We start from the raw sequence: 14,033 nt of genomic DNA, 5'->3' as shown, positions 1-14,033 counted from the left end.
ATAAAGCCAGCAATGACCAGCCTACATCGAAAAAGTTAATTAGTTGAGAGTAAGGTATGAGTATAAAAAACAGGGTTGTTAAAGTAGTGCGTATATCTGCTTTAATAACGACAGCTTTTATAATAAGCATTCCTACCCATGCGACCATCAATTGTGCCGGTTATCTGCCCAATAGTTATTTTGAACGTATTGAAAATAGAGAACCCTTTGCGGGCAAGCTGGTTAATAAAGATGGCAATACTCAACAGCTACAAAACTTAGATGGCAAAGTATTGCTGGACAATCTCACCGATGCTTACATATTGATGGATACTTATTTACTGGCCAAACAGCATGACAAATATGGCGTGGCAAACGCCGCTGGCGAGATAATCATTCCTTTTGAGTATGATGATATTCATACCGAACCTGATATTGCCACCAGCTTTATTGTGAGTATAAATGGTGGTACTGATGCTAATATTAATGTCACTGATGCAACGCAAGATATAAGCCAACAAGGCATTATCAATCGTTATGGCGATTGGATTTATCCGTTATCAGACGCTCGTGTCGAGCACGCCCATTATGATTCGGATTATGACCAAGATTTTTTTATAATTGCTAAAAATAGCGGGTTAACAGGGCTGCTGGATGATAGAGGCTATTGGGCAATTATGCCGAAGTATGACAGCATTTATCCGCTAAATGCCTGTACTGGCAAGCCGTTATACCTGCAAGTCAGCTCACAAGCTAAAACAGCATTGATCGACCAAAACAATGGTATCATTATCCCATTAGCAGCCAATCAGCATATCGAATTGTTTAACGATTATGATGGTGTGCCATTATTTTTGCGCAGTACTTTAGTCGCTGGTAGTAGTGCCGAGGGCATGAGTCAGGATATCGAAGACGACATTATTAGCGCGCAAATTATCGATGCTAATGGCAAGCTGCTCCTCTCCTCTGACGCGCCCATTAGTAAATTGCTATATCACCAACTCTATGCTTATAAGAAAGCTGGCAAATATGGATTTATTGATGATAGGGTCAAAGTGGTTGTAGAGCCGCAATTTGATAGTTATCGTGATGATGCGGATAAAGTATGGGTTGAAAAGCAAGGCGAGTTGGTACGTTTAGAGAGTCTGATTAATTTGGATTAAATCTGGTTTTTAGTGTACGTTTTTATTCTTTTCATTTATAACCAAACAATAAAAAGCCACTATTAGCAATTAATAGTGGCTTTTTTGCTATGCAAATCAAAGCAATAGTTTACTTACCTTTTTAACTCTTCATCAACTTCCCTTCTAACCAACTCTAGCTGATTACGCAGTCTATCAGAGAGCTTGTCAGGCAAAGTATTTAGCTTTTTCAATTTCAAAGAAAAATAAACACTGAAGATACCACTAGTTATCAAGGCCAAACCCGTCCAAATAAGTATGGTCATGCCAGACAGGATAGGATTCCATATTAGTAAAAAGGCGAATATTAATCCCAAAACCCCTATTAACATCAGCACTCCCCAGTCTGAGATGCCGTAGCGTTTAAAATCGATGGCATACCCGATAGCGCTAATAGAGCGAAATAGAATTAAAAACCCGACATAGAAAGCAAGCGTTATCATAGAGATTGCGGGATTAATTAATAGTAGTACGCCGACAGCTAAAGTTAATACACCAAAAGCAAGCGTCCAGCCCCAGTTGTCTAAAACGTCTTTATTGGCTATTGAAAATGCTATCTCAAACAAGCCTGAAATTAAAAATGATAGACTAAATAGTAAAGCCAGCGCCAAATAAGATGCTTCGGGTGACACAAAAGTATAAATCCCTAATCCAATAAGGATAACCCCGACAATAAGGGGTATATACCAGTATTTAACTGAGTTCCTGACTACTTTAAAGATTTGTGTGCTCATTATTTATCCTTAGTTCTTCTTTATTAGTTTAAGCTTTATTTGTTTTAAATGACCAAAAAGCCACCATTAATTTATTAACGATGGCTTTTTAGTGCGATCAAACGCTATCTAATTTTATTTATAAACCTACTTTGTCACTAAACTGCTAACCTCACTCATTAATACTGACAAAGTCGAGAGGCTGATAACTTGATCTTCGTCGTCGAGCTTTTGCATCTCTGCCGTGATAGCCTCAAGCTGAGCTTTGTGGCGTGCTTTCCAATCCTCAAAGGCTTGCTTGGCTTCCGATTCTGTTAACACTGCATTCATAAGCAGACGTAAACTACGAGTCAACTCGTTAACGAGCGCATGGCGAGCCCTACGATCCCAATAATTTTGCTGCGGCAAATCATTAATGTTATCGATCATCCAATCGAGCTGTAGCACTTGATACGCTTCAAAGTATAAGGCAGCAATATCATCGACCGGGCGCTCGTATTTTTCAGCTAGCAAGGCAGTATCAAGGGCATCGACATGATAAGGCATAATCGCAAATAAAGCGGCATTGCTATCGGCTAGCCCATCGGCAGTCAAGCTTGCCGTCTCATCCGCCAGATATTGGGCAAATTGTTGTTCGATAAAACCGCCTGATCGAGTCAACTGCGCCACACTATCGCCGAAGCGTTCAATCATATCAGCAACTTGCAAGTCTTGCCCAAAGGCATTAATAAACCAAACCACGCCATTCTCAAGCGCATCACGTAGGCGTAGCTCAAGCTTCAGTAGCAAGGTTGCATCGACTTTATTATCGAGCGACTCAAGCAGCTGCCAGGCGTCTTTGACCTCAAACACCTCACGAGTAATGGCATACGCACGAATAATAGTGGCCAGTGTTTGCCCGGTTTCCTCATGAAGACGGAACAGCGCCTCGATACCCAAGCGATTGACTACGCTATTAGTGAGATAAGTACTGATAATCTCACGATTCAGACGATGCTTCGTCATCTCATCAAAGAAACGCTCAACCAGTTCATCAGGAAAATACTTACGTAGCTCATTAATAAAATACGGCGCATCAGGTAAGTCCGATAAAAGCAGATTATCATAGACCCACATTTTTCCATAAGCCATGACGACTGCTAGCTCAGGATTAGTAAGGCCGGTACCCGCTTTTTGGCGACGGGCTATCTCCTCATCAGATGGCAAATATTCAATAGCTCGGTCAAGGCGCCCTTCACCTTCTAGCATTTGAATAAAGCGCTGATGATCGCTCAAATTTGCGCTGGCACGGATTTGGCTGAGCTCAAGTGCTTGCGGCTGTAGATAGTTTTGACGCAGCACTAATTTAGCAACGCTATCGGTCATACTCTCAAGCAGCTCGTTACGCTGTTTGAGCGTCATGTCGCCCTGCTCGACCACTTTTCCTAATAGAATCTTGATATTAACCTCATGATCCGAGCAGTTCACGCCGCCTGAGTTATCAATGGCGTCAGTATAGATACGGCCGCCTGTTTGTGCGTATTCGATACGCCCTTGCTGGGTAAAGCCTAGATTACCGCCTTCACCAACGATAGCTGTACGCAGCTCCCCTCCATTGACCCGCACTGCGTCATTGGCACGGTCGCCGACATCGGCGTGACTCTCATTAGCACTCTTGACATAAGTGCCGATACCCCCATTCCAAATGAGATCCACCGGTGCTTTTAATAAGGCGCTGATAAGCTCATTTGGCGCTAGGCTATCCGCTTCAATAGCAAAGACTTCTTTCATCTCATCACTGATAACGATAGTTTTGTCCTGACGCGAAAACACCCCGCCACCTTGGCTAATGAGCGATTTTTCATAATCATCCCAAGTCGAGCGTGGCATATTAAATAAGCGCTCGCGCTCAGCATAAGCGGCCTCAGTATCGGTAGGATTGGGGTCAATAAAGATATGTAGATGGTTAAAGGCGGCAACCAATTTAGTATGGGTGGAGCGTAGCATACCATTACCAAATACATCACCGCTCATATCACCAATACCGACGACGGTGAAGTCGTCACGATTTTGGATGTCCATTCCGCGCATACGGAAGTGGCGTTTGACCGACTCCCAGCCGCCACGTGCCGTGATTCCCATTGCTTTGTGGTCATAACCTACTGAACCGCCAGAGGCAAAGGCATCATCCAGCCAAAATTTGTACTCGCTTGATAAAGCGTTGGCGATATCGGAGAAAGTCGCCGTGCCTTTATCTGCTGCAACTACTAAATACGGATCAGCTTCATCGTGACGTACAGTATTGGCTGGCGGGACTATTTCTCCATCGACAATATTGTCGGTGACATCGAGCATACCGCGCAAAAATGCCTGATAGCAAGCAATGCCTTCAGCTTGAAAGACTTCACGGCCATCAGCCATGGTTTTAGTCTTAACGATGAAGCCGCCTTTTGATCCTACCGGTACGATAACCGCGTTTTTGACCATTTGCGCTTTGACTAGACCCAGCACTTCGGTACGAAAATCTTCCATACGATCTGACCAGCGCAGACCGCCACGAGCAACTTTACCGCCGCGCAGGTGCACCGCTTCTACTCTTGGCGAATAAACAAAAATCTCAAACATCGGCTTAGGTTTGGGCAGATTAGGGATGTCTGCAGCCAAAAACTTAAATGATAATCTGTCTTTACGCTCACCATTTTCATCGGTTTGATAAAAGTTAGTACGCAGCACAGCGTTGATTAGATCTAAATACCAACGCAAAATGCGGTCTTCATCCAAACTTTCAACATTAGCCAATGCACTATTAATATGCTCTTGAATTTGACTGGTTTTTTCAGCGCGCTCCTCTTCACTATGCTTAGGATTGAGTCGAGCGTCAAACAGATTACTAAGCGCCACACTAATGTCGCTATTTTTAACCACTGTTTGTTGAATATAGCTGCTGGAGAACGGTGCACGTGCTTGGCGCATATAACTTGATAAGGCACGCAGCACCACTACATCATACGTACCAAGCTCGGTTGTCAGTACCAGCTCGTTAAAGGGGTCACTTTCAACTAGACCCGCCCAAATACGCTTGAGGCTATCCTCAAATTGTGAGCGCACCAGCTTGATATCTACTTTATCTACATGCTCTAAAGTTAGCTCATATTCTTGTAGCCATATAGGCTGCTCTGGCAGATCAAACTCATAAGTTTGTGCTGATATCACCGATACCCCAAAATTCTCTAGTATAGGCAGTACTTTAGATAATATAACCGGCTGATTACGGCCATAAAGCTTAAGATGTAGCTGATTACTGGCGTCACCGGTTGATTGATATAAATGCCAAATCATCGACTGCTCATCATTTAGGCTGGCGAGACGTTTGGTATCCTCAACCGCTGTACGAGTATCGAAGCGCTCTTGGTAAGCAGCTGGCATATAAGATAAAAACTGGCGCATTAAGACATTGGCTTGCTGCTCGCCAACATTATCCAGCAGCATTTTTTGGTACTGATCACGCCAAGACTCCATCAAAGCTGATAGCTCAGCTTCAAGCTCACTGGTATTAACGCTATTGACTTGACCTGGTACGGTACGCACATGAACATGTACTCGAGCATGCTCCGATTCGTTAAACTCAGTAATAAATCCTGACGAAGTGCCGCCATAAGCTTCTTTTAGTACATTTTGCACCTTGACCCGCAGCTCGGTATTGAACTTTTCACGTGGGATATAAACCAAGCAAGAGACAAAGCGCTGGTAGTGATCAATACGAGTAAATAGCCGCAGCTTTTTCTTGTTCTGCAGCTGCGCTATGCCTGCAACTATGGGATAGAGCTCTTTGACATTAGCTTGAAACAAATCATCACGAGGCAAACTATTGATGATATTCTTCATTTTTTGATAGGCATGGCCATCACGGGGTAAATCCACCATAGCCATGATTTGATTGGATTTTTCGCGTAGCAACGGAATGTCTTGTACGCTTAGCTGATAAGCCTGTGAGGTAAATAAACCGATAAAGCGATATTCGCCAACGAGCTTACCTTTATCATCAAACTTATGAATACCCAAAAAATCCATATATACCGGACGATGAATAGGTGATACCCGGCTTGATTTAGATAACATGATAACTCTTGGCTCTGTCAGCAATTTTTTGAGATTAGCTGGCAGCTCATTAAAACTCTCTGATAAAGTATCTTCGCTTGAACCACGTAGCAGCCCCAGTCCACTATTGCCGATAGCAAATAAATCTAAATCCTCGCCGTTATCTTCTAAACGATACTCTCGAAAGCCTAAAAAGATAAAATTATCGTCTGATACCCAATCTAAAAATGCTTTGACCTCCGATTTTGAGTAAAAAATCTCAGGCAACGTTTGGGTGCTTAACTCAGTTTTAATCTCATTGAGCCGTGTTTGCATATCTTGCCAATCGCCAACGACTGTATCTAGCGTATCTACTTTATTTAATAATAACTGTTGTAACGCTGCTAGCTTATCATCGTCTTGGTAGGCAATCTCACAATGAATCAGCGACATGTGACGGGTGTTGCTTTCATCCGCATGCTCAACATCCACGACATTGCCCTTATCATCACGCTCAACACTGATAATGGTATTATAAGTGCGATGAACATCGATACCTTCGGACTCAAGGGTCATTAAAATCGTATCTACTAAAAATGGACGATCATAAGCCACCACTTGCACTATGGTGTGTGAGCTATGAAAATGCTGTTCTTCAGCCATAGGGTTTAAAATGGCAATCTGCGGTTTACTGCCTTCATAGGCTTTAAATAAAGTAAAGTGATGCAGCGCCATTCCTGCTAAGTCATCATCACTCAAAGCGTCTGCAACCTCGTGATGCAATGAACGATAATAACTATTGATAAAGTGATCGAGTAGTGATTTATCCTTTTGCACATAATTGATAGCAATATCACTAATCTGGCCAATACGCTCTTTGGCAATGCTAAGAGAATTGGGCATAATGCTGGTCCTTTTTTATAATCTATAAGTTTGTTGTTAGTTTACGAGCGCTATTAAAATCGTTATTGATGATAGGCTATCAATGTTAGCCATCAGATGTCTAATTAGCTAAGCGTCCGAGCGTTAATTGACTGATTGACCGCTAAATATCCATATTGATTGCTTCGATTGTAACGCAGTTATCAACCCAGCTAAAGCATTCGACATCATTTTATGAATAAAGATAAATCTCATAACCTTGAATCATAGAATAATAGGCATTTGCTATTAATTATTAGCTGCTGACCTCTCTATTAGTCTCTATGATATCAAGGTTACTGGGCTGACAAGTGGATACTCATGGCAATCGGAGGGGTTTATTTGTTAGAATACAATAATACTTAGCATAAGTACTGATTAATGGCTTATCGCTTTAGAATAGAATATTTTTAATTCATTAACAGTTAAATAATAATTATCAGTAAGGGCAAAACGTATGATGAATATTTTGGTAATTGGTGCAGGTGGCCGCGAGCATGCGCTGGCTTGGCAATGTGCAAAAGATGATAAGGTACAACAAGTTTATGTTGCTCCTGGCAATGCAGGTACTGCCCTTGAGACTAAATGTCAAAACGTTATTTTGGATGTTACTGGTGATGATTCAGATCACAGCTCAGTGATTAATTTCTGTAAAAACAATGCTATCGATATGGTGATCGTAGGACCTGAAGCACCGCTAGTGAATGGTATTATAGATGCTTGTCGTGATGCTGGTATCAAAGCTTGGGGCCCTACTGCCTATTGCGCACAGTTAGAAGGCTCAAAGACCTTTGCTAAAGAGTTTATGATTGAGCATAATATTCCAACGGCAGCTTATCAAGGTTTTACTGATGCTGCGAGTGCCAAAGACTATGTTAAAGAACAAGGCGCCCCTATTGTAATTAAAGCTGATGGTTTGGCGGCGGGTAAAGGCGTTATCGTTGCTGAGACTACCGAGCAAGCCAATGCTGCTATTGATGACATGCTGGCTGATAATAAATTCGGCGATGCAGGCAGTCGAGTGGTTATTGAGCAGTGTTTAGTGGGTGAAGAAGCTAGTTTTATTTGTATGATTGACGGTGATAATATTTTACCAATGGCAACCAGTCAAGATCATAAGCGTGCTTTTGAAGGTGATACGGGTCCAAATACTGGCGGGATGGGCGCCTACTCACCTGCGCCTGTGGTTACTCAAGAGGTTCATGATAAAGTCATGACTCAGGTTATTCAGCCAGTGGTTGATGCCATGAATGCTGCCGGCCATCCTTATACTGGATTTTTGTATGCAGGGCTTATGATTGATGAATCAAGCGATCCCTATGTTATCGAGTTTAACTGCCGCTTTGGTGATCCAGAAACTCAGCCTATTCTCATGCGCTTGCAGTCTTCAATGGCTGATTTGGTCAACCAAGGGCTAAAAGGTCAACTACCAAAACAAGCACAATGGGATCCACGCCCTGCTCTTGGTATTGTAATTGCCTCAGAAGGATATCCCGAATCGTCTTCTAAAGGCGACGTAATTGCTGGGTTACCAGAACTTACGGATAAGAGTAATCCATCGGTAAAGGTCTTTCATGCTGGCACCGCATTTGCTGATGGTCAGAAGGTAGACAGTTTGGATGCCGATAGTGCCGTGGACGAAGATAAAGAGATAGTTACTGATGGCGGACGTGTGCTTTGCGTTACTGCATTAGCGAATACTATTTTGGATGCTCAACAAGCGGCCTTGACAGTAACAGGCGCTATTAGCTTTGATGGTGCACAGTATCGCCGAGATATTGGTCATCATGCCATTACACGTGACATGATCAATAGTGCTCCGACTAACCATTAACTTATTTTCTAAGTTATAAGCAAGTGATACTAAGCAGACTTAATAGTCTTTACTTTTTATAGTTGACCTAGTGTGATGCTAGGTCATATTTTTATTCTATATTAGCCTGTAATTATCAGGCTATGTTTAAAGTAAAGTACTGAATAGTCGCCAGCCTGTAGCTAACGCTTACGAAGCATTATTGCTTTGTATGATACAATTTTAGTCATTCTCGTTATATCTCTTGTATTGCTGGTATTAGCCCGCAAATCATTAACAACCTGATAAATGATGCTATTTATGGAAAATGATACCTCCAAACCGTCTAGTAGTAAGCAATCAATCGATAACCTGAAAACCTCGGGACTAGAGCGACGGCTATCTATTGCCAAAACCTCTTTAAATATTGGTCGCCGCTGGGCGGGTAATAGTGTTTCAGGAATGTTTTTAGGCAAAGAAGCCCGCTCAAAGCGTAATCAAGCATTTATGGAGGCGCAGGCTAACTATGTAGCTGAAGAACTGGGGAAGCTAAAAGGCTCAGTAGTTAAAATTGGCCAAATGTTGGCCATGTACGGCGAGCATATTCTACCCCCTGAAATTACTCGTGCGCTGCAAACTCTAAATGATGATACCGCTACCCTCGCTTGGCCAAAAATAGAATATACTTTGCAACAAACTTTGGGTGATAAGCTCAATGAACTTGAAGTAGATCCCGTGCCCATTGGTACCGCTTCTCTTGCGCAAGTTCACCGTGCCACCGTACTAGCTACTGGTGAACAAGTGGTATTAAAAATACAATATCCGGGTGTAGCTGATGCTATCGACTCTGATTTAGCGTTATTCAAGCGTTTATTAAAAGTTAGTAACGCGGTTCCGCAGACCCGTGCTCTTGATGCTTGGTTCGAAGAAATTCGAGACCTTCTTCATGTTGAAGTTGATTATGCTGTTGAAGCGGCCACTACAGAGCGTTTTTATGGTCGTTTACAAGATGACCCACGCTATGCCGTACCTAAAATCAACCGCCACTACTCTAGTAAGCGTTTACTTTGTATGAGCTATGAATCTGGGGTTCCTGTAACCTCTGAAAAACTGCAATCGCTCTCTGCTGAACGTCGCAATGCTATTGGTCAGGCGGCTATAGAGATTATGATGCGAGAGATATTTGTATGGGGTGAGATGCAGACAGACCCCAACTTTGGTAATTATTTAGTTCGCATCAATAGTAACGAAAATGAAATAGATAAGTTAGTACTATTAGATTTTGGTGCTATTCGCCAGTTTGATAACACCCTATTAACGATCGCTAGAAACTTACTTCGGGCCGGCTATTATCACGATCATCAAGCGATGATGGAAAGTATGGTTGGTTATGATTTTTTCAATACTATGAGTAACAAAGTTAAAAGTGATATAGCTTCTTTGTTTTTATTGGCTACAGAACCTTTTAGTCTACCTGCTACTAATCCAGATATTCCTGCAGATTGTTTAGATTCTCAGCAACGTTATATTTGGGCGAATAGTAAATTACATTCACGTATATCTGCTGCTGCTACTCAGGCTATTCAATCGTTCGAATTCAATCTACCCCCAAAAGAGTTTATGTTTATCAGCCGTAAGTTTATAGGGGCATATACCTTTTTAACTGTAATTAATGCTCATACTGACTCTAATAGATTAGTGAAACCTTTTTTATAGCTAGAACTTATCTAAATTTTTTGGCCGCTTTTAGCGGCTTTTTTACTTTTTGTATTCATTTATTTGCTTAGGCTATTTTATATCTAATAGGCTGATAAAGAAAAGCAATAATACTATTCTTTTCCTTACGAATAGTAGCTATAACTGGGTATGCTCAATACTTTTGGCTTTCCAATCATCAAATCGAGTGCTATAACCCTTAGGTTTAGTTATTGTTAATTGCCAGCAAATCTCATTCCGAGCCAAATACTTAACTTCAAAATGAGTACGTTGGCTATCCTGTGGAACTTGTATCCGTGATGTAGGCAGCTGCCAACCCGTTATCGCCTTGTGTTCAGCATTGTCCATATAGCTCTCGATATTAGTAGCTAAGATGATTTGCCCACCCTCCTCTAACCTCGATAATAAAAATTCAAAAAACGGCATATTAAGCCACTGCTGGTTAGGGTTATTTTGCTCAGGATTAGGATAAAGGATGTATATGCGTGCAACATTATTCGGCGATAAAGCATGCACAGTCCAAGCTATGGCATCGGCATGAACAGGCACTAGGTTAGCTAATTTTCGCTGCTGAGCAAGCTTAACAAAAGCTTCAAATTTATTACGAGTGCGCTCAATGGCGACTAACTGCTGGTTAGGGTGGGCAGCTGCAAAGCTCAACGCATGCATGCCCTTCCCCGCTCCAATCTCAAGCACTAGGGGTTTAGTACTATCTAGTGCAGCAGGAATTGAGAAATTACGCGGTGGCGAGAGTTTTCCAGGTTGAAAAGCACGTTTTTTTTGATGTGAGATTTTTATTTCATTGGTTATATTTTGATTTTTCATATACTAGTTCTGATTAGGTTTATTGGTGGGATTATGGTTTATTAGTAATTAGTTCTGCTTAGGCTATTTACTATTTTTGCTATCGCTTATACTTATAATTAGCAGCAGAACTTATTTGGCTATGGTTGTCTTTTAACAACTGCGTGCTATTATAACGATTCTTATTCATTGATGATAATTTTACTTTATTATGACTCAAACGACTTCTAGCTCTGTACCCAAAACCTATCCTTGTCCGCGCTGTGGTACTCAAACAGCTTGGCAGGATAATAAATTTAAACCATTTTGTAGTGAGCGCTGTAAGCTCATTGACTTAGGTGCGTGGGCAAGCGAAGAATACAGTTTACCTGCAGAGTCTACGCCCTTCTCTGATGAGCTTTAATCGTTTATATCCCTTTAATAATTGCTTTCTCTTCTACCCTTTATCACTATTTTAACTGCTAATCGAACACGCTAAGGATATCTACATGTCAGCAACTTATCTGATGCCTACCTATAACCGTCAGCCTATTAGCTTCACTCGCGGGCACGGTAGCTGGCTATACACTAAAGATGATACGCCCTATTTGGATGCGCTGACTGGCATTGCAGTATGTGGTTTGGGCCATTGCCATCCACAAGTTACTGAAGCTATCCAACAGCAGGCAGCAACGCTAGTCCACACCAGTAATTTATTTGGTATTGATTGGCAAGAGCGTGCAGGTGAAACGCTTTGTAAGGCGGCTCAGATGGATAGTGTATTCTTTGCTAATAGTGGAGCTGAGGCTAATGAAGCAGCTTTGAAGCTAGCGCGTTTATATGCTTATCAGCGCGGTTTTAAACGTCCAAAAGTTATCGTTATGGAGAAGTCGTTTCATGGTCGCACTTTATTATCAGTGTCGGCAACTGCTAATCCTAAAGCACGCGAAGGCTTCTTTACTCTAGACGATGATTTTATCCGTGTACCCTTTGGCGATATTGCAGCAGTTAAGCAGGCCGCTCAAGATTATGACGATATCTGCGCTATCCTCGTAGAGCCCATTCAAGGTGAAGGCGGACTGAACACTGCGGCTAATGGTTTTACTTATTTGGAGCAACTACAAGCTGAATGTGATGCTCATGAGTGGTTGTTCATGCTTGACGAGGTACAGACCGGTAATGGGCGTACGGGTAAATATTTTGCTTATCAGCACAGCAAAGCACGTCCTGACGTCCTGACCACTGCCAAGGGACTGGGCAATGGTTTCCCAGTCGGTGCTTGTATGGTACGAGGCCGAGCAAAAGACTTATTTAGTGCCGGTAGTCATGGCTCAACCTATGGTGGTACACCGCTAGCTAGTCGAGTAGTTCACAGCGTTTATGAAGTGTTATCAACTGATGATGTGATGGCCAATGCTGTAACCGAAGGCCAGTTTATTCGTGACAGTATGACTAATGAATTGCAGTCCTATGAGATTAGCAGCCGTGGTGCAGGAATGATGATTGGTATCGCTCTACCGGAAGATATGAATTGCAGCCAACTGGTCGACCGTGCTCGAGATGAGCAGCAGCTTATTATTAATGTGACTGGAGGTCATGTTATACGCTTATTACCGCCGCTAAATATCAAGCGTGATGAAAGCGAACAGCTGGTTGAGCGTTTGATTCATTTATTAAAGCCATTATTTTAATAAGCTAAATACTGAATTTCTATGACAAGAAGCCTCTAGATATAATTATATCTAGAGGCTTCTTGTTTTTTATACCGCACCATTTAATATAATAGTGGTCAACCTTAACTTAAGCGTTTCAAAAACCAACCTTGTCAAGTTGACATTAAATGCTAGTTTTAGGCTTTAATTAGCGTGAAAATACTTTTTTAACACTTCTAGACAGCGAGTGATTTTTGCGGGTTGTTGTTCACGACTTAAGGTGACAGCATATAGGACAAAGCTTGGTAGCTGATAACCTGTTAGCACTTCAACTAAATCACCGTTTTCCAAATCTCTTTTGACGTCCATCTCCATCACTCTCATAAGTCCATGACCATTTTTAGCCAAGGTAGTGGCCATAAATACATTATTGGTATAAAGGCGTGAACTCATTTTTTGACGAGACTTTTTGCCAGTTTCTGTCTGGATCAGATCGATTTGACTAGCGTCTTTCATGATCTCAATACAGATAAGCTTATGGTCAGCTAAATCTTTGGGAGTTTCAATCTTTTTATGTTGGCGCAAGTATTGAGGCGAGGCCACTAACAGTTGACGAACATCCGACAACGGGTGATTATTCAATGTCGTATCATTGATGCTCGGACTCATACGTATGGCAACATCGATACGCTCATCGATCATATCAACATAATAGTTATCTGCTAAAAAGGTAATGCTTAAGTCATCGTGCGCCGCCATCCAAGTAGATAAAGCCGGCAATATGTGATGAACGCCAAGCTCAGGAGTGGTTGCAATGCGCAAACTTCCTGCTAACTCATCACGCAGCTGATTGACTTTAATTTTACCTTTTTCAGCTGCACTGACCACATCTTTTGCCGCTTCATAAAAGCTTTCACCCGCTTCAGTTAAGCTCAGCTTACGAGTCGAGCGATGCAGTAGCACTACTCCTAAATCGTTCTCCAAAGAACGTATCTGCTGGCTAACAGCGCTAGTAGTGATACCAAGCTCACGAGCTGAGCCGCTAAAAGAACCATGTCCGACCACACTGGCGAACACAGCCATACCGCGTAAATTATCTAACATAATCTCACCTAAACAATATTTTAATTTAACTTAATTATTATAGACGATATAGAAAAACAGCTTTAGTATAAAAATGTTTTTTTCGTCCAAATAACTTTATATATCCCCTAAGTATTTAAGGAATTAAGGTAACAGC

At 41.9% G+C, this 14,033-nt stretch carries 9 protein-coding genes; 5 read left to right on the top strand and 4 right to left on the bottom strand.

The annotated features are described in order from the left end of the window. Positions 1-56: 56 nt before the first annotated feature. Positions 57-1,142, top strand: a complete 1,086-nt coding sequence (locus JMX18_RS03800) for a WG repeat-containing protein (RefSeq protein ID WP_201584438.1) — start codon at positions 57-59, stop codon at positions 1,140-1,142. Positions 1,143-1,255: 113 nt separating this feature from the next. Here JMX18_RS03800 and JMX18_RS03795 read toward each other — a convergent pair whose 3' ends face one another. Both JMX18_RS03795 and JMX18_RS03790 read right to left on the bottom strand, forming a co-directional pair. After that, positions 1,256-1,894 (bottom strand): HdeD family acid-resistance protein, encoded by a 639-nt coding sequence (locus JMX18_RS03795; RefSeq protein ID WP_201584435.1) that lies wholly within the window; start codon positions 1,892-1,894, stop codon positions 1,256-1,258. Positions 1,895-2,020: 126 nt separating this feature from the next. Next, complete coding sequence (locus JMX18_RS03790; protein ID WP_201584433.1) at positions 2,021-6,832, bottom strand: NAD-glutamate dehydrogenase; 4,812 nt, start codon at positions 6,830-6,832, stop codon at positions 2,021-2,023. 478 nt (positions 6,833-7,310) lie between these two features. On the opposite strand from JMX18_RS03790, the gene purD reads away from it, so the two are divergent. Both purD and JMX18_RS03780 read left to right on the top strand, forming a co-directional pair. Continuing rightward, positions 7,311-8,684 carry a phosphoribosylamine--glycine ligase gene (gene purD, locus JMX18_RS03785; protein ID WP_201588207.1) on the top strand — a complete coding sequence of 458 codons (1,374 nt, stop codon included), beginning with the start codon at positions 7,311-7,313 and terminating at the stop codon, positions 8,682-8,684. A gap of 279 nt (positions 8,685-8,963) precedes the next feature. Next, a complete protein-coding gene (locus tag JMX18_RS03780) occupies positions 8,964-10,358 on the top strand; it encodes an ABC1 kinase family protein (RefSeq protein WP_201584431.1) in 1,395 nt (464 codons plus the stop codon). Positions 10,359-10,496: 138 nt separating this feature from the next. On the opposite strand, the gene JMX18_RS03775 is transcribed toward JMX18_RS03780, so the two are convergent. Further along, positions 10,497-11,183 (bottom strand): DUF938 domain-containing protein, encoded by a 687-nt coding sequence (locus tag JMX18_RS03775; protein ID WP_201584427.1) that lies wholly within the window; start codon positions 11,181-11,183, stop codon positions 10,497-10,499. Positions 11,184-11,373: 190 nt separating this feature from the next. On the opposite strand from JMX18_RS03775, the gene JMX18_RS03770 reads away from it, so the two are divergent. Together JMX18_RS03770 and JMX18_RS03765 are read left to right on the top strand one after the other, a co-directional pair. Continuing rightward, positions 11,374-11,565: a DNA gyrase inhibitor YacG gene (locus tag JMX18_RS03770; protein WP_201584424.1), complete on the top strand. Its 192-nt coding sequence runs from the start codon at positions 11,374-11,376 to the stop codon at positions 11,563-11,565. A gap of 85 nt (positions 11,566-11,650) precedes the next feature. Continuing rightward, entirely contained in the window at positions 11,651-12,832 is a 1,182-nt protein-coding gene (locus tag JMX18_RS03765) for an aspartate aminotransferase family protein (protein ID WP_201584421.1), read from the top strand. Positions 12,833-12,997: 165 nt separating this feature from the next. On the opposite strand, the gene JMX18_RS03760 is transcribed toward JMX18_RS03765, so the two are convergent. Then, positions 12,998-13,897, bottom strand: a complete 900-nt coding sequence (locus JMX18_RS03760; RefSeq protein ID WP_201584418.1) for a LysR family transcriptional regulator — start codon at positions 13,895-13,897, stop codon at positions 12,998-13,000. Positions 13,898-14,033 lie beyond the last annotated feature (136 nt).

This window comes from Psychrobacter jeotgali (genome assembly GCF_904846315.1).
Classification (GTDB): Bacteria; Pseudomonadota; Gammaproteobacteria; order Pseudomonadales; family Moraxellaceae; genus Psychrobacter; species Psychrobacter jeotgali.
Note: the sequence above shows the minus strand (reverse complement) of the source record. Positions and strands in the feature narration are given on the sequence as shown.

Coding starts and splice junctions, on each gene's coding strand:
- JMX18_RS03800 (WP_201584438.1), top strand. CDS start 57: ATGAGTATAAAAAACAGGGTTGTTAAAGTAGTGCGTATATCTGCTTTA.
- JMX18_RS03795 (WP_201584435.1), bottom strand. CDS start 1,894: ATGAGCACACAAATCTTTAAAGTAGTCAGGAACTCAGTTAAATACTGG.
- JMX18_RS03790 (WP_201584433.1), bottom strand. CDS start 6,832: ATGCCCAATTCTCTTAGCATTGCCAAAGAGCGTATTGGCCAGATTAGT.
- purD (WP_201588207.1), top strand. CDS start 7,311: ATGAATATTTTGGTAATTGGTGCAGGTGGCCGCGAGCATGCGCTGGCT.
- JMX18_RS03780 (WP_201584431.1), top strand. CDS start 8,964: ATGGAAAATGATACCTCCAAACCGTCTAGTAGTAAGCAATCAATCGAT.
- JMX18_RS03775 (WP_201584427.1), bottom strand. CDS start 11,183: ATGAAAAATCAAAATATAACCAATGAAATAAAAATCTCACATCAAAAA.
- JMX18_RS03770 (WP_201584424.1), top strand. CDS start 11,374: ATGACTCAAACGACTTCTAGCTCTGTACCCAAAACCTATCCTTGTCCG.
- JMX18_RS03765 (WP_201584421.1), top strand. CDS start 11,651: ATGTCAGCAACTTATCTGATGCCTACCTATAACCGTCAGCCTATTAGC.
- JMX18_RS03760 (WP_201584418.1), bottom strand. CDS start 13,897: ATGTTAGATAATTTACGCGGTATGGCTGTGTTCGCCAGTGTGGTCGGA.